Here is an 18,126-nt window from a genome sequence, read left to right on the forward strand (position 1 = left end):
CCCTCCCCCTCCTCTACATCCTCAGATTCAGCTCTTTTACGATGCCGAACACGAAATTGAACGCCTGATTGACGAGCCCGTAAATCATGATGAAGACGAACCAGATGATCAGCATGCCGACGATGGTCAGTAGCAGAATAAAGATCAGCTTATACAGCGTAAAATCATGGATGATCTTCACCTTCATAATGAGCAGAAAAGCGACCCATACGAACAGGAAGCCGGTCAGAAAGACGTAAACGGGCATCTCCTGAAGCGTCATCACGTTCGTCAGCAGCGAGATCGGGATGATCAGCAGGGCGTATGGCGCCAGAGCGTAAGCGCTGCCGACCAGAATCTCCTTGAACCGCCCTTCTCCGTCCTGAATCGTGCTGACCCCCCAGTTGGAGATGGACCACGTCAACCACAGCACAATTATCGAAACGGCTTCGGTCACGAACGAGATCTCGAATGCCTCGCGCTGCTGGTACAAAATGCTGGACAACAACAGGGAGATCATCCGGAAGGCGATCACGAGGGCGATCATCAGGATGCCGTCGCGGATTCGCGCCCGTCCCGGTTCCTGCAAATCGTTGTAGAAATCGATCGGGTGCGCGAGCACTTGTTTGGTCATATTCAAAAAGCTCATGGCGCGCCTCCTTCCGTCCGCCGGACCGCATAAAACTGTTTATTCATCCGCACCTTCCGGCGGCGGCGCCAGCCGAGGAACATCCGGAAGACGACGGCGAACAGGATCACTCCGGCGACAAACCATACAAAGTGTTCGCGCATATAGTTTTTGCGGTGCTCCAGGTAAGCGAGCGAATATTCCCTGTAGGAGCGCGCGGTTTTGAAGTATTCCATCGCTTCCTTGTACTGTTCCTGCTTGTATAGCGCCTTGCCGATCGCCAAGTACGCCAAATTGTAGTTGCTGTTGCGCTGCAGCACATCCATCCACGGTTCCTTCGATTGCTCGTACAGACCGTCCGAGTACAGGACCGACGCCCGGTGAACGAGATCGCCGAATTCGGTCGTGCGGAAACGGTCGATCCGGTTTCGCGTCTCGTCGGCGATATAGATGACGCCCCTGGAGTTGACGGCGATGCTGGAAGGCGTAATCATCAGGCCGTCCTGCGATCCGATCCCGCCGAACACGAAGAGCAGATTGCCCAGGCTGTCGTACTGGAACGCCTTGCCGGTCATCTGATCGAGCACCGTAATGAATCCCTGGTTATCGACCGTTACGCTGACGAACACGTGCTTGCGCTCCTGCTGCTTGCCCTTGCTGTCCGTAATGACGCGGAAGCGGGTGTCGCCGTAGCGGCCTAGGGCCGATTCCTGGGCGTTCAGCGTGTCGACGCCCACGGCGCTCAGCCGTTTCGCCTGCAGCGTATCGATGCCGAGCGTCGTCGTATAGATGAAGCCGTCCCGGTCTTGAAACAGGTTGGAGAACTCGGGTGGCTTCTCCGTAGCCATTTGCGCTTTTTGCTCCTTCGTCGCAATCAGTCTCGTAATGATTCGCGTCACGCTGAAGGGCACATGGTTCGCTCCGAAGAAACCGGCGAACTCCCCGTTCGGGTCGAGCTGCATCAGCCCCTGGTACAAACCGTCGACGACGACGAACATATAGCCGCGCTTATCGACGACGAGCTTGGAGGGGACGAACTGGAATTTGTCGCCGAGCAGCGGGTTTTTCGGATCGCGGTAATCCCGCACGAACTTGCCGGCGGAATCGAAGACGGCGATCCGGCTGTTTTTCGTATCCGCTACATAAACGGTTCCGTCGTCGGTGACGAATACCCCTTTCGGACCGTTCAGCTTTCCTTCCCCTTCGTCCGTTCCGAACACCCGGAGCAGGCGGTTGTCGCCGGACAGATGGACGACGCGGTTGTTGCCCGAGTCGACGACGTACAAGGAATCGTCCGCCGCGACGAATAAATGCTGCGGCGCCTTGAACGGACCGGACTGTCCGTCGTATCCGTCGATGGAATCCAGATATACGTATCCGTTCAAGGATGGGACCGGATTGTCTTTATGGTCGTACACGTACCCGCTGTAAGGAGTCACGGCGTAAGCTGACGGCGCAGCCAGGACGGAGAGCAAAACTGCAGCGAGTATGAGCGCGACGGTTCGGCTCATCTTCAAAGTGATCCCTCCTATGCTTTGATCCCGGAATGAGCCATCGTCTCCATCACTCTTCGTTGGGTGACGATAAACATGACCAGCGTCGGGATGATCATGAGCAAACTTGCGGCCGCCAGCGCGCCTACCCTGGCTACCGATCCCGCCCCTCCGCTGATCGTTCCGATCGCGTAGGGCAAGGTTTTCATCTGATCCGTCGTCGTGTACAGCATCGCCGGACCGGCGTTGTTCCAGGCGCCGATAAAGGTCAGCAGCGTCATCGTCGCCACCGCCGGCATCAGCATCGGCATGACGACATAGATGAACGTCCGCCATTCCCCCGCGCCGTCCATCCGGGCCGCTTCGAGCAGCGCGTCGGGGACGGAATCGAGATACTGCTTCATCAGGAACAGTCCCATCGGCGCGGCCAGCCCGGGCAGGATGAGCGCGAAGTACGTATCCATCGTGCCGCTCCGCGACATGATGATATACTGCGGAATTTGCGTCACCTGCGGGGCGAACATCAGCGCCAGCACGATCAGCTTGAACAGCGGCTCGCGAAACGGCATCGTCTTATGCTTGCTGAGCGGATATGCCGCCATCGCGCTGATGAATACGCCGGCCGCCACGATGGCAATCGCGACGAACAAGCTGTTGAAGACGTAACGCGAGAACGGAACGACAGAAGCTTCCGTGGCCGCGAACAGGTCGAAAAAATTGCGCATCGTCGGATTCATAACGAAAAATCGCGGCGGAAACAAAAACAGTTCGGACAGCGGCTTAAACGCTGTTGTAATCAAGTAAACGAGCGGCATCACCATCAGCAGGGCGAACACGGTCATGACGGAGTACAGGATCATCCCGCTCCAATCGAACCGGCCCCCCTTGATCAGCGCAGCGCGGCTGGACATCCGATCAATCCCTTTCCCCGAGTATATTAAAGATGAATCGGTTCAGGCCGACCATCATCAGGAACAGCACGACGGCAATCGCCGAGGCGTATCCCATATCGAACCGTACGAACGCGTAGTCGTCGAGATGGTTCAATATCATATGCCCCGCGTACAACGTACTCGGAGAGCCGGCCAGCTGGGCGCTGATCTCGGACACCTGCAGCGCGTTAACGACCGTGATGACCGCTCCGAACAGCAGCATCGGCTTCATCGAAGGGAGCGTGATATACCACAGCTCCTGCCAGCGGTACCGCACCCCGTCGATCACTCCCGCTTCGTACAGATCGCGCGGCACGTTGGCGAGTCCGGCGAGGAAGGCGAGGAACCCCGTCCCCATGCTCATCCACAGAGATACTAGGATGATGACCGGCAATATCGTCTGGACGTCCTGCAGCCAGATGAACGGTTCGGTGAGGACCCCGAGCTTGATCAGCCAATAGTTGATCAGCCCGTACCGGTCGCCGGAAAACAAGTACAGCCAGACGACGGACATCGCGATCGAGCTTGTAATCGCCGGCGTATAAAAGCACAGCGTATACAAAAACCGGTATTTCTGCGGAATCTGACTGATCAGCCACGCCAGAATGAAGGACATGAAGTACCCGATCGGCCCTGTAAATACGGCGAACATCAGCGTATTGGCGATGGCCTTCAGGAAGATGTCGTCATCAAGGAACAGATTGCGGTAATTGGTCAATCCGATCCAGCGGGGCGGCTCCAAAATGTTATAGTAGGTCATGCTGAGGAAAACTGCGGTGAATACCGGTACGACCGTAAAGATGAAGAACAGGATAAAAAACGGCGACAGAAACAGAAAGGAAGTGCGGTGGCGGATGATGCGCGTCCACAGGCTCGGGCTTGCGCCCGCTGCGGCCTTCGTCTTTTTCGTCTTCTCTACCGCCGGGCGAGTTATCGCTTCGCTCATCGGCTCCCCACCTCCTTATCGGTTCGCATGCCGACCGTCTCCCGGTCGAGCCCGAATTCCTCACGTTTTTTCTTCAGCTCGCGATTGACTTCCTTCACGCCGTCCTCCATCGCTTCGCGGACGTTTTTCCCTTTGAGCACGATTTCGTTCCAGATGTTGTTGACATACCGGGTAGTCAAGTAGTCGCCGGGCACGATTTCTCTTTCCCGGAACCATTCCCATTGCTCGAGAATCGCTTCGATATCTTTTTGCGGCCAAGGCAAGTTCATCAGCGCCTCGACGTTGGCTGTATTCCAGCGGGCTTCGACGCCCATCAGCGCTTCCAGTTCGGTTCCGAACCGCTCTTGCACCGGCGCGCTGACCCACCATTTCAGAAACTCCCATGCGTCCTGAGACTTTTTCGTGTTTTTGAAAATGATTCCCGTCTGCGAAGCGCCGCCCACCGACCGGTCGATCTTGCCATCCGGACGCTGAATCCCCGGCATCGGCAGCATCTCCCACCAGCCCGTCAGTTCCGGAGCCGCGGTCATCAGCTGCACGTATGTGGAGTAGTCGGCTACGCCGATCGGCATCTCCCCGGAGCGGAACCGGTTATAGAAACTTGCTTCCTTGCTGATCTTGTAGTTCGTATACAACCCCGTCCACATCTTCATCGCCGCCAGCGCCTCGGCCGAGTCCAGCGCGGACGACTTCCCGCCTTCGCGGTAGAAGTCCCCTCCCTGCTGGAACAGGAAAGGAGCGAATTCGCTTATCGCGCCGGCCGTGCTGTGGGAGTAGAAGAAGTCCATCCCGTGGCGCTGCAGCGTCGGGATGATGTCCATGACTTCCTGCCACGTTTGCGGAATTTTCGTAATGCCGAGCTCCTGCAGGATGTCCTTGCGGTAAAACATCATCGAGAAGTTCTGGTTTTCCGGCAGAGCGTAGTTGCCGCCCTGGAACCGATAAGGAATGAGCGCCCCCGGGCGGAAGCGGTTCGCCACTTCCTGATAGTCCGGGTAATCGCTTAAGTTCTTCAAGCCGTCCCGCAGCGCGAAATCGATCGGGATGACCGGCTCGACCCCGAGAGCGACGTCAGGCGCCTTCCCGGAAGTAACCGCTAGCATCAGCAGGTTCATCGCGCCGGCCGGGATGACGTTGATATCGACGTTGATGCCGGTAGCGGTCGTGAAATCTTCGTCGGCCATCTGCTTAATGATTTGCGCCCAGTCGCGGCCGCGGGCGACCCATACTTTCAGCGGCTCTCCCTCGTCTTCCTCGCCGGTGATCCCGATACTCCGGTAATCTTTGGTGAACGAGGTGAAGAAGTCGTACATGCCGACACCGAGCTTCGTCGCGAGGCCTGCCGTCGCTTTCGGCCAAGGCTGGTCCGGCGATTTCACGATCAGGTAGTCGAGCTGAAGCCTTTGCTTGTTCATCGACGTAATCCAGCCGCTCAGCTGCGACTGTGTGTCGGACAACTTGTCGGACCGGCCCGCGATGCTGTCGGTATTCGCCGCCAGATCGACGAACAGGTCGCGGGCGGTGGCGATCGAGGCGAGCTCCGGACTGCCTTTCTCGGTTCCCATCTCGTACATGCTCTCAATCGCCTTCTGCAGATCAAGCGCCATCAGATGAAGCCGCGGCACCAGGTTCGGAATATTCCGCTCGAGCTCCCATTCCCGGTTCGGATCGGGATTCGTTCCGATGACCATGATGATTTCCCGGCTTAAGTAAGACAGCCGCTGCGAGACGTCCTGAATCCGCTCGAACACTTGACCGAGCTGGCCGACCTGCACTTCCATGCGGAGACTGTGTTTGCCCCTCTCCAAGTAATACAGATAAGGGGTGTCGCCCCCGCCGAGTCCGCTCACCTGCCACCGCTGGGAATACGGGAAGTCGACGGCGTTCATTTCCTTGAAGGGGACTATCCCGTCAATTGTTACGGTCCGCTGAACCGGAATTTCATTCAGCCAGGAAGCGAGAAACCGGGAGCCAATCTGATACAGGCCCGATTCCGGCACTTCGATCTCCCATTCGATCCACTGTCCGCCGTCACGCCAGGAGCTTCCCCCGATCGTATTCAGCAGCGTGGCGCTCCGGTTGAACGGCTCGGTCGCCGGCTCGCGGTTGTCTTTGCGGCGCAGCGTCGGATCGGACTTCAGCTTGGCGTCTTCCGCCTGCACTTTGATCAGGCTGTTGCTGATTTCCTTGTAGCTCCGCTGTTTGTAAGTTTCCAGCACCTCCGCATAGGTCGGGATAACAACCGGCGAAAAGACGCGAAGCTCGCCGATCGCAGCCGACTCGCGGGTATGCTCGATCCGGATGTTGTGCTTGCCCTGGGTCAGGTAATAGCGGAACGGTTCCTCCGCCCGCGCTTCCGGATCGCGGAATTCCCGGTACTGCCAGCCGAATACTTCCTCTTGCTTCGGATTGAACTCGTTGCCCATCTCGTCGAACCGGGTCGGAGCCGCTTCCTTCCACATCCGCTGGAACACGATCCGCTTTGACTGGAAGAACGGATATTCGCCGTCGATCCGGACGCTGCGCTGGATGGACGCTCCTTTTTCCTTCATCGCGTAATACAGAATGCCCATCTGATAAAATCCGGACTCCGGGATATCCACCTCGTACTCCACCCAGCCGCCTTCCGCGGTCAGAGCGGCCACGTCTCCTCTGCGTCCTTCCGGATCGCGCTGCCGGGAAGCCCCGGAGCCACTGATCGCGCTATAATCGGCCCCCTTCAGGACGATCTGGTGGCCTTTCGTATCCTTCGCTCCGTCATCGCCGGCTTTCTGGTAATAAGCCAGATACGAAGGCTCCAGCCTGGAGCCGATATCGCCCTCGGCGAGAATCGAGCGCTGGTCCACATCACCGTATTCCGGCACGCCGGCCATCGCCGTATCGCTAAATCCCCGGGATTGGTACCACCAGACGAACGCTGCGATGAGCAGGGCGGCCGCCAACAGGGTTACCAAGTTTTTGCGAAGCACCTTGAGCATGACACTCCCCCCAACAAGCAAACTCGGGATATTTCTTCCTTCTTGAAAACTTAATTGCTGATCCTTGATGTACCTCGGCCCATTTTCTTACTCGTTAAAGAATGTATACCTTCGCCCAGCGATATCGGCGAAGATCGACATTCTTTATCCGGAGCAAGCCGCTTGCCACAGGCGCATGTGCGCCGCGTGCAAGCTTAGCCCTCAAACTTTTCTTAATGATTAAATTATAGTACGAGAATGGCTGTAATGCATGTTAATCCCTTGTAAATTTTAGCCTCGGTTTACGTTTCCTTCATCATCCGCTCCGCCGCTCTCAGCCATACCGCCATTCCCCGCTTGGCCGATTCGTTGGCGCTTTTCCCTTTCCGTGTAAGCGGCTCCATCGGAACGCCCCGCAAGGAAGCCAAATATTTGGCCGTCGCCGGATACCCTTTGCCGAGCACGCCGTCGAGGAAGACGAGCAGCTCGTGCAGCCGGTCCGCCGCTTCCGCATCCCCGGCCTGTTCCGCCCGCCAGTAAGCGAGCAGCACGTCGGCCGCCGCCGTCGAGGTCGTAGCCATAATTCCCCGCGCCCCTCCGCGCACCGCATCCGTCAGATAGGACATATTCGCCTGGAACACGATCCCCCCGGTAGCGCTTTCAATTTTCGCTCGAATGCCTTCGGGTGTGCATGTCGTATCCTTAATGCCCGCAACTCCGTGCTGCGACACGAGGCGCCCGTACACAGCCGCCTCTACCAACCGCGGGGAAGCTAGCGGACATTCGTACAAAAAGACCGGCAGCGGCGACTGCTCCGCCAACCGGGCGAAATAATACTCGATCCTGCTCTGGTCTTCTCCCATCGAGCCCGGCGGAATCAGCACGATGCCGGAGACCCCGGTCTCGGCCATGCGCTGCAGCTCCTCCGCATGTTCATCCGGGTCAGCCTGCACGTTGCCGGCGGCTACCACCGGCGTGCGCCCCGCTCTCGCGGCGGCGCGGCGGGCCAGCTCCAGACGTTCCTGCAGCGTCAGGCATTCCATCTCGCTGCTGCCGCAGACGGCGAACAGCGCATGAGGCTCATGGGACAGCTGCCAATCCACGTAGCGGTCGTACAGACTCCAATCGATCTCTTTGCTCGGCGCAAAAGGGGTGAGCAGCAGCGCATGCACGCCTTCGAACCTTTCCCGTTGCTTCCCGTTTGCCGATGCTTGTATGGACATAACTCCATCTCCTTCTGCTATTGAAGCCGGAACCTTTTATTGCGATTGGTACGTTTTGAGGAGCTTGGCGGTTTCGTCGAACCGGTTCAATATTTCTTGCGGCGTTGCCGATCCCGCGCGACCCAGCTTCCGGACGGACACCGCCGCGGCGAGATGCGCGAACGCCGCCGCTTCCGGTCCGGCGCAGCCGGCGCCAAGCGCGGACAGGAACGCGGCCGTAAACGAGTCGCCTGCACCGACGATATCGATCGGCGGCGCAACGGCAGCGGTCGGGATATGCGTCACGTGGCCGTTCTCGAACCAGAGCGCCCCCTTCTCCCCCATCGTCACGCAGCACGGAGCTTCCACACTTCTGGCGAGCCGCATGCCGGCTTTCATAATCTCGTGCTCCGAGGACGGATGGAATTTCAGGCTGCCGTAACACCAGCGCAGCGCTTCCAGCTCATTGGGCTTCACGGTCACTCCCCGGTACTTGCCGATATTCTCCCGGCTGTCGATGACGACCGTCTTGCCTTTGCCCGCCCAGTACCGGAGCCGGTCGCGCAGTGCCGTGCCGATCGCTCCGCTCTTGAGCTGATCGGTTGCGCCGATGATATCGACCTTGGCGGCCATCCGGTCCAGCTCCGCCACGAGCCTCCGCTGCATCACCTCGTAAGGGGCGTCCATGTTGATGAAATCGATGCGCGGCGCCTCTTGCTGCGCATCCTGCAGGCCGTGCAGAATCGTCTTGCAGTAAGCCGGGGTGACCCGGTTCGGATCGGCCAGCATATACGAATCGTCGATCCCGCGGTTGCGGAACGCTTCCTTGAGCAGCGCCCCCCGCCAGTCGTCGCCGACGATGGAGCAGAAGCTTACTTCGGCGCAGCCCAGCTCGCGGAAATTAGCCGCCACGTTGCCGGCGGCGCCGGGAGCGAACTGCTCCCGGATCACCGGCAAGTTATGATGCGGCGTCTCGCGCGACAGCTCGCTGACCGTCATGTCGGCATGCCAGTACATATCGAGACATCCGTCTCCCACTACCCCCGCTTTTAACGTAGAGATGCGGTCCAAAATCTCGATAACCCGCCCGCGGGTCAATCCGCTATATTGTGGAACGGAAGATAAACTCAATAATTCCTCTTCCATCGAATGATTGTCTCCCTTCCCACCCTCGTCTTGGACGCATCCGGCGGTTGTTCTTCCCGTGCAATTTCAGAGCTTAGCCTATGGGATGAAAAGATGTTGGCCAGTGGCCGGCTCTCCTTTTCAACCCTCATCTTTCGCTCTGAATTTGAACTAGTCTGCGCTCAGCGCCAGCCGGAACGTCTTCAGCTCGAACGGTTTGAAATAAGCGTTAAAGTGATGCTCGCCATGCTCTACCGCAACCGGCTCCAGCTCCGACAGATTGACTTCCTCGGCTTTGCTCAAGCCATAGTGAACCTGGAACGTGACTTCTCCCCGCTTGCCTCCGTACTCGTAACAGCGCACGATCCATTCGTCGGAATCCTCGGCCTTCTTCACCGTGTCGATCATCACGTGATCGCCGCTGACGCTGATCAGGCTGAGTGCCGCAGGAAGCGCCGCTGACGCGGCTTCCGTACCGCTTGCCGGCAGGGCGGCGGCCAGGACCGGCACGTTGAGCCGGTGAGCCTGCTCCGCCGTCCCCGCCGCGAACCAGTCTCCGTCGTGCGGAAGCAGCGCGTAGGTGAAGACGTGCTCGCCCTTGTCGCATTCGGGATCGGGTTTGTTCGACGATTTGAGCAGCGTGATTCTCATCACGTTGTCGCGGATGTCGTGGCCGTACTTGCAGTCGTTCATCATGCTGACGCCGAAGCCCCGCTCGGACAAATCGACCCACTTGTGCGCGCACGACTCGAACCGCGCGAAGTCCCAGCTCGTATTCCAGTGTGTAGGCCGCTGTACGTGACCGAACTGAATCTCGTAGGTGGCTGCGGTCGCCCTCACGTTCACCGGGAACGCAACCTTCAGCAAGGTTTCCCGCTCCTGCCAGTCTACCCAGGTGGAGAAATCGATGCGCGGATCGTGCGCATACAACAACACGTCCTGACGGATCGTCGTCTTGCCGTATTGCCAGACGAAGCGGATGACCGCCCGCATCGGCCCGTTCTCCAGCACCTCGAACGTGCGGATATCGGTGACGTGGCGCACTTTCTCGGTATAGAAGATGTCGATCTCCCAGTTGTCGTGATTGACCGGCTTATCCTCGTGCACGTCGAACCGGTTGCCCGTCTCGCCTGCGGCGAGCACTTCCCGGCCGGTCCGTTTATCGTACAGTCTGGCGATCTGTCCCGCTTCGTTCCATTCGATCTCGTAAAACGGCGTCGATACCGAGCGTCCTTCGAACGTGAAGGCCGGGGCTTCCTCCGCAGCCGGAGCAGCGGCATCCTCCATCCGGATCGTCGTATACCCCATCGCCGGTATGGCGTTCACCCGCAGTTGCAGGCAGTCCCCGTCATCCAGGCCGCTGACCCGCTCGGCGCTTACGAGATTGCCCTCTGCATCACGCCAGCACTTGCCCGCGAACCGCGCTTCCCACGGAAGCTGGACCAGTTCGCTGCGGCTCCAGGGCAGCGAGTTGATCACGATCCAGCCTGGACGTTCGTCCCCGCCTACGAAGGAAGCGATCCGGGCGACCCCGCCCGTCAATGCCTCTTGCGCCAGCTGATCGGCCTCGGCATATTCCACCCGGCAATCCTCGTACACCGCCGTAATCGACGACCCCGGCAAAATATCGTGGAACTGGTTGCGCAGCACGATTTTCCAGCTGTCATAGAGCTGCTCCTGCGGATATGACGCATACCCTGCCAGTGGGCTGCCGAAGCTGGCGACGATCTCCGCATCACGTAGCTTGAACTCCATCCGCCGGTTCATCCGCTTCACGTACCCTTGCGACGTGTAAGTCCCGCGGTGCAGCTCCAGATACAGCTCGCCGTCCCACCGGTGCACGTAGCGGTCCGTCGACGAGACCGTGTTCTCCAGCTTGTTGAAAAACTCGTCGGCCCGCCCTGTCGTCGCCTTCGGCAAGCCCGGCATGTTCTCCAGCCGTCTGCGCAGCTCGAGCATCGTCCGCGTAGGTCCGCCGCCGCCGTCCCCCCAGCCGTATGAGAGCAGCAGTTCGGAGTCGTTGATTTCCTTGTCGCGGTAATTGTTCCAGATGCCGACGAGCGTCGCGGGAAGCACTTGGCCGTTGTACGTGTAAAACCGGGTGAACGGGCTGTCGGCTAGGTCCGGGTCCGGCGTCGTAATGTAATGCGTCAAGATCTCAGTGCCGTCGATCCCCCGCCAGTAAAACGTATCGTGCGGAAACCGGTTATAGACGTTCCAGCTGATTTTCGTCGTCATGAAATGTTTCAGACCGCTTTTCTGCAAAATTTGCGGCAGCGCCCAGCTGTAGCCGAATACGTCAGGCAGCCATAAATACTCGCATTTGGCGCCGAATTTCTCCTCGAAATAACGCATCCCGTACAGCAGCTGGCGGACAAGCGATTCGCCGGATGGAATGTTGCAGTCCGACTCGAGCCACATCGCGCCGCCCGCCTCCCAGCGGCCTTCGCTGACCCGTTCCTTGATCTTCGCGAACAGCTCCGGATAATCGTGCTCGATATATTCGTACAGCTGAGGCTGCGTCTGCAAAAACACATAATCCGGGAACTGCTCCATCAGACGGAGCACGGTCGAGAATGAGCGCGCCGCCTTCTCCCTCGTATGTTTCAGCTGCCACAGCCAGGCTACGTCGATATGCGTGTGGCCGATGCAGCGGACCGTAAGCGGCTGGAACTTCGGCAGAGCGTCCAGCTCGGCCTTCAGCTTCGCGTTCGCTTCCCGGACGCTGGCGTAAAACGCCTCGTCGCCCGGCACCCGCCAATCGAGCAGCAGCAGCGAGCGGTCAAGCGCTTTCAACAGCGCCTGCTTCTCCCAGCTGTTCTCCGGCAGAACCTTGACCGTATGCCATACCGCGAACGCCGTGTAGTACAGATCGTCCGTTTCCTTGTCCAGCAAGGCGAGGACCGACATCGTGAAGCGGTGCTCCAGATCGGTCTTCAGTCCCGACTCCCCGTTTAATCCGCTCCATATTTTAAATAGAAGCTCAACCTTCTGCCCGACGAACGATTCGGAGAAAAATACTTCTTTATGATTGCTGCCAACTCCCTGATAAGGCGAGCCGTTCACATACAGGAGCGATTCGAACCCCGAGTTGTAGCCGGCCCCGGTTTTCCCGAAGTCGAACAAGCCGACCACAGTCCGGCTCGACCATTCCGAAGGAACGAAAACGTCGGCCTTCAGCCACGCCGTCAGGTCGTAGCCGCTCCACCGCTCGCCTACCGTGATGCCCCCCCACTCCGCATGATCCGGCGGCATGGCGCCGACCTCGGCTTGCCGGTCGATCCACATCCGGTAAAACGGTATTTCACGATGATCGAGATAGCGGTACTGGTCCAGTTGCGCGATTCGTTTCTTCAGCTTTTCGAACGTTAGAAGCATAGGCCCCTCCTATAAAATCGATCCTGAATTTAATTAATTTAATCATAAAGATAACTCTCAATTTTGTAAAGTGTTTTTTCCGGTTTTTTCCCTGAAATCTGGCCGGACTTGTCCGCGGGCTCCTTGAATTTAGCCGCTTGTGGCGCCGTTTTCCGCCATGTCTCGTATTTTTTTATTCACAAAGATAATTTGATTTTTACGAAAACTACACATTACGGACCGAGCAAACATCCGTTATCGGCACCCGCGGGCTATAATTGCAAAATAGTAAGGAATTCGATGAAATGATGGGATAAAGCATCGTTTGTTCACGAAGCTGACGTAATAAAGCGTCTCCCCCCCTTCAACCGTTCTTAACAATTACCCCGTATGGTTATAAAATGTGGGGGAAAATGTGGCAAATCGCACACATGTTCGCATTTGCCGATAATCACCTAAAAAAAGACGGATGGATGGACCAAGGGGAGGAAGAGCCATGAGCACTGGCGGCGATTCAGGAACGGGTAAGGGTACGCGAACGGGAACGGAAACGGGGACGAGTACAAGCACGGAGTCATCCAAGAAGAAGCTGATCCGGAGGTATTTGCAATTCGTCAAGCCTTATTGGCACTACTTGGCGGCGATCGTCGCATTGGGCATGCTCCAGTATGTCGTGCCGCTGTCAAGTCCGTGGCTGACCAAAATTTTGATTGACGATGTGCTGGGTCAGTCGGATTCCGGTTGGACGCTGAAAAAAGTCGTCGTTATTTTCGCCTCGATTTATGCGATGAGCGTCGTCGTTTCGTTTTTCAAAAGCCTGCTCACGGCGCGGCTGGGAAGCCAGATGGTTGCTTTTGTAAGAAGGCAAGTGTATGAGCACATCCAGAAAATGTCGCAGCGGTTTTATGATAACCAGCAGGTCGGCGGGTTGTTGTCCCGGGTCATTCACGATGTCAACGGAGCGCAAAATTTGGTAGGAAATACTGTGATCAATGTGCTGTTCGATCTGGTCATGGTTATTTTTGCTGCCTTCTTCCTCTTCTCGCTGAACTGGCATCTCGCCCTGCTGTCGCTCTGGCTGCTGCCGATCTACTATTTGTCGTTCACGAACCTGAACATCCGGATCCGGTACGCGTCGCGGGCGGTGAACCGTCAGATGGAGCGCATATCCGGCGTGCTCGTCGAGAGAATCTCGGGGATGAAGGTCGTCCAGTCGTTTAACGGGGAACATACGGAGCTTGAGCGGTTCGACAAGCAGACCGGCCGTCATATCAACCATTCGCTGGCCGCTCAGCTGCTGTCCAACCTGCTGGGGCGGATCAGCGAAATCGTCGGGCATTCCGGCACGCTCATCACTTGGGCGGTCGGCGGGGCGTTCGTACTGAACGGCGAGATGAGCATCGGTTCCCTGATTGCGTTCCAGGCTTTCCTCGGTCAAATGTACGGGCCGATCCAGCGTTTCGCCGACGTGAACGTCACGGTTCAAAATGCGATGACCAATATCGAGCGAATCTTCGAGCTGCTCGACGTCGAGCCGGACGTGCGCAACAAGGACAATGCGCTGCCGCTCAAATCGTGCCAAGGCGATATCCGGTTCAAAAACGTTTCGTTTACGTACGAGACGGAGCTTCCGGCCCCGAGAACCGATACGGTCCATAACGATCCCGATCTGGTCGAGCTGCAAAAGCCGGATCGGTCGTTCTACTGGTATCCGCCCAAGACGAATCCGACCGTACTGCCGACAACGGTCGAATCACGGACCGCGCTCGAATCGATAAGCTTTCACGCGAAGCCCGGTCAGGTCGTCGCACTGGTCGGCCCGAGCGGTGCGGGCAAATCGACGCTGATCAATTTCATTCCGCGGTTTTACGATGCCGATCAGGGGTCGTTGTATCTCGACGGACGGGATATTAAGGAATACGATTTGCACGACTTGAGGAAGCAGATTGCGGTCGTGCTTCAGGATAATATCTTATTCTCCGGAACCGTCTACGACAATATCGTCTACGGACGGCCGGAAGCTTCGATGAATGAAGTGATTGAAGCGGCCAAGGCAGCCAACGCCCATGACTTTATTATGAAATGGGAGAAAGGCTACAGTACCGTGCTCGGAGAACGCGGACTGCGGCTGTCGGGCGGACAGAAGCAACGGCTGGCGATCGCGCGGGCGCTGCTCAAAGATCCGAAAATATTAATTCTCGACGAAGCGACGTCCGCCCTGGATGCGGAATCGGAAGCGGTCGTCACCGAGGCGCTCGACAATCTGATGAAAAACCGCACCACCTTCATTATTGCGCACCGGCTCGCCACCGTCGTCAGAGCCGACATCATTCTCGTCATGGACAACGGCCATATTGCCGAACACGGTACGCACGAGCAGTTGCTCCAGAAAGGCGGCCTGTACCGCGAGCTGTACGAGAAGCAGTTGAAGGCGATGCGGCCCGAAGGGCTGGAAATCGCCGAGGTGGCGGCAGCTTCGGCGACAGCGACGGCAGCGGCGGCCCAGGCTCAACAGCCTGCTCCGGTCACCGTTTGATTCGACAAAGCAGCGGCGCGATCCGACATTTTTCATGCACTTATACACAAATTTATGCACACTATCTACAGGGGAAAAATCCTTTATCCCGTTAATATTCCAAGTTTCATCCACATATCCACAGAAGCGCTTGTCCACAACTTGGCGGATGCGGCTTTATGCACAGGCGGAACATGAAACGGTTCAGAGCGGTACGCTATAATCCGACAGGAACGCATCAGATTACGATAAGATGCAACCGAATTGCCTACTTTCCCCGGACGGATTCCGCCTATAATGGGCCTATTCAAGGGAAAGGGGTAACCGAATGTCGACACCATCTGCATTTGTTCCACATACCGCAAAGGGAGCCCGGCCGCATAAGTTTATCCAGTTTCAGGTGAGCGGCGGCGGGTATATGCGAATCGAACCCGTCGCTCCGCACACGTTCCGGGTCCGGCTAAGCGAGTCGGACGCGTTTCCGGAGCCGCCGCTCGTCCGCTACGGCGTTATTACCCACCCGGACGGCGAGACGGATTATGAGGCGGATTACGAGACGGACCGGGACGGACAACGGCTGACGATCCGGACGGCCGGCGCCATGCTCGACATCGATACTGGCAGCGGCACCGTATGCTTAAGGAAACCGGACGGGACGATGCTGACCGCCAGTTCCGTCCCTCCTTGGTCGACCCGCAGCGGATTTGGAGCGGAATTCGTTCTGTCCGAGGATGAACGTTTCTACGGGCTGGGCGATGTCACCCGAGACCGGATCGAGCAGCGGGGACACCGCTTGGACATGTGGGTACTCAACGTGAAGTCGTATGCGCCGATTCCGTATTTAATGAGCAGCAAAGGCTGGGGATTGTTCGTTAACACCACCTCCCGCCATTCGGTCGATATCGGCAAGACGGTGGCAGATAAATTGAGGTTCTGGGGACGCAGCGGCGAGCTGGACTTTTATCTGATCGCAGCGGACAGCTACGCGGGTCTGCTCGATCATTATACGAACTTGACCGGCAAGCCTCAGCTGCTGCCGCTCTGGGCTTACGGACTGACTTTCGTCTGCAACCAGCAGGCAACCGCCCGGGAGATGCTCGACGACGCGGTTCAATTCCGCAGGGAAGGGATTCCGTGCGACCTGATCGGGCTGGAGCCGGGATGGATGGAGCACCGTTACGACTACTCGCTGAACAAGAGCTGGCATCCCGAGCGCTTTTATCTCCCTTATTGGGCGGAGCAAGGACCCGGCACCTTTATCGGGGCACTGGAGAGACAAGGGTTCAAGCTGAGCTTATGGCTGTGCTGCGACTACGATTTGACGCATCATGAAGAACGTCTGGCCGGAGGAGCGGACGAAGCCGACCCGGCGGACACCAGCCCCGCCGACTTGCACCCGGACGATTACGAGCAGGATACGCGGCTGCAGGAGCCAACCTACATGGATAAAATTACGAAGCCGGAAGAGCCGTGGTTCGCCCACCTGCAGAAATTCGTCGATCAGGGAGTCGCCGCATTTAAGATGGACGCCGCCAACCAGACGCTGGAGCACCCCGACCGGAAATGGGGCAACGGGCTGGACGACAACGCCATGCACAATCTGTACCCGCTGCTGCTCGGCAAGCAAATGCATACCGGCTTCAAGGAGCGGACCGGGCGGCGGTCGATGATCTACTCGGCCGGCGGATATGCGGGCATCCAGCGCTATGCGGCCACCTGGGCGGGAGATACCGGCGGCGGTCCGAGGCCGCTCGTATCCGTTCTGAATCACGGATTGTCGGGACATACGAATACGAGCTGCGACATGGAGGTTTTCACTCCGGCTGGCATTCATTTCGGATTTTTGCAGCCATGGTCGCAGGTGAACAGCTGGGCTTACTGGCGCCACCCTTGGCTGCTCGACAAGAAACAGCTGCAGATGTTCAAGCTGTACGCCAAGCTTCGCTACCGGCTGCTGCCTTACATTTATTCCGCAGCCCATACCGCCGCCCGGACCGGCCTGCCGATCGTTCGCGCGATGCCGCTTGCTTACCCGGACGATCCGAATTGCGCCAATTTGCTGCAGCAGTACCTGTTTGGCGATTCACTGCTGGTCGGCGCCTTTACGGAGACGATCTATTTGCCTGCCGGCGAATGGATCGACTATTGGACCGGCGCCCGGCACACCGGCGGGCAAGAGCTGCAAGTGAGCGTTCCCGGCCATGCCGGCGGACCGCTCTTCATCCGCGCCGGCGCCATTTTGCCCGAATGGCCGGAGATGGACTATGTCGGCGAAGTTTCGCTGGAGCGGATCGGATTGCGCGTCTACCCGTACGGAGACAGCGAGTTTACGCTTTACGAGGACGACGGAGCGACATACCAGTATTTGGAGGAGCAGGTGGCGGTCACCCGCATCCGGAGCCAGTACGCCGGCGGGCGCACCGTTATCGGGATCGGCCCCCGGGAAGGCCGCTATGAGGGGATGCCGGACACCCGCACATTCGAGCTGTTCGTGCATGTGAGCACAAAGCCTGCACAGGTCACGGTCAACGGCCAGCCGTGGCAGGAGGAGCCGAAGCGGACATCCGGCGAGGAACAATCGGCGGACAGCCCGGCGAACGCATGGACGTATGACGAGGTAGCAGCTGCCGTCCGCTTGCTCGTCACCGAGGACCCGGCGAGGCTGGCGGACGTGACCGTCGAGCTTCTGCAGAAGTGAGCCGACGCCACCGACAGAGCCGCCCTGAAACCGTCCAGAAAGGTGGATAGCGGAACGATTACTTCCGTTATTTATGCAAATTTGCTTAAAATACAGAGGAAACCTCCGTATAGAGGAAATGAAACTTCTGCTAACGACCACTGCTCGCCTGTTAGATGAGGCTGTCGATACCATGTGGACAACCAAAAGGGAAAAGATGAGCTTCTGGCGAGTTTTGTCTGGAATCCCCTACCTTACCATCCTGATTCCATCCAGGGATTCCGGGCAACCTGTTTGAGCAGAAGAAGGCAACTT

General features: G+C 58.0%; 10 protein-coding genes. 2 read left to right on the forward strand and 8 right to left on the reverse strand.

The annotated features are described in order from the left end of the window. Positions 1-13 precede the first annotated feature (13 nt). The 8 genes from IDH45_RS05875 to IDH45_RS05910 form a co-directional block, all read right to left on the reverse strand. On the reverse strand, positions 14-628 hold the full coding sequence (locus tag IDH45_RS05875) for a YIP1 family protein (RefSeq protein WP_190925610.1): 615 nt from the start codon (positions 626-628) through the stop codon (positions 14-16). Next, on the reverse strand, positions 625-2,118 hold the full coding sequence (locus IDH45_RS05880) for a hypothetical protein (RefSeq protein ID WP_190925612.1): 1,494 nt from the start codon (positions 2,116-2,118) through the stop codon (positions 625-627). The genes IDH45_RS05875 and IDH45_RS05880 overlap by 4 nt, the downstream gene beginning before the upstream one ends. Positions 2,119-2,135: 17 nt before the next feature. Further along, positions 2,136-3,011: a carbohydrate ABC transporter permease gene (locus tag IDH45_RS05885; RefSeq protein ID WP_190925614.1), complete on the reverse strand. Its 876-nt coding sequence runs from the start codon at positions 3,009-3,011 to the stop codon at positions 2,136-2,138. A gap of 4 nt (positions 3,012-3,015) precedes the next feature. Continuing rightward, a complete protein-coding gene (locus IDH45_RS05890; RefSeq protein ID WP_190925616.1) occupies positions 3,016-3,978 on the reverse strand; it encodes a carbohydrate ABC transporter permease in 963 nt (320 codons plus the stop codon). Then, positions 3,975-6,956, reverse strand: a complete 2,982-nt coding sequence (locus IDH45_RS05895; protein ID WP_190925617.1) for an extracellular solute-binding protein — start codon at positions 6,954-6,956, stop codon at positions 3,975-3,977. The genes IDH45_RS05890 and IDH45_RS05895 overlap by 4 nt, the downstream gene beginning before the upstream one ends. Positions 6,957-7,237: 281 nt before the next feature. After that, positions 7,238-8,158 (reverse strand): dihydrodipicolinate synthase family protein, encoded by a 921-nt coding sequence (locus IDH45_RS05900; protein WP_190925619.1) that lies wholly within the window; start codon positions 8,156-8,158, stop codon positions 7,238-7,240. Between the two features lie 36 nt (positions 8,159-8,194). After that, positions 8,195-9,283: a bifunctional heptose 7-phosphate kinase/heptose 1-phosphate adenyltransferase gene (locus IDH45_RS05905; RefSeq protein WP_190925621.1), complete on the reverse strand. Its 1,089-nt coding sequence runs from the start codon at positions 9,281-9,283 to the stop codon at positions 8,195-8,197. A gap of 150 nt (positions 9,284-9,433) precedes the next feature. After that, entirely contained in the window at positions 9,434-12,640 is a 3,207-nt protein-coding gene (locus IDH45_RS05910; RefSeq protein ID WP_190925623.1) for an alpha-mannosidase, read from the reverse strand. Between the two features lie 475 nt (positions 12,641-13,115). Between IDH45_RS05910 and IDH45_RS05915 the strand changes: the two genes are divergently transcribed. Both IDH45_RS05915 and IDH45_RS05920 read left to right on the forward strand, forming a co-directional pair. After that, complete coding sequence (locus tag IDH45_RS05915) at positions 13,116-15,155, forward strand: ABC transporter ATP-binding protein (protein ID WP_190925625.1); 2,040 nt, start codon at positions 13,116-13,118, stop codon at positions 15,153-15,155. Positions 15,156-15,462: 307 nt separating this feature from the next. Then, positions 15,463-17,832 (forward strand): glycoside hydrolase family 31 protein, encoded by a 2,370-nt coding sequence (locus IDH45_RS05920; RefSeq protein WP_190925627.1) that lies wholly within the window; start codon positions 15,463-15,465, stop codon positions 17,830-17,832. The last annotated feature ends 294 nt before the right edge of the window (positions 17,833-18,126 follow it).

Source organism: Paenibacillus oceani (assembly GCF_014705615.1).
Lineage (GTDB): Bacteria > Bacillota > Bacilli > Paenibacillales > NBRC-103111 > Paenibacillus_AB > Paenibacillus_AB oceani.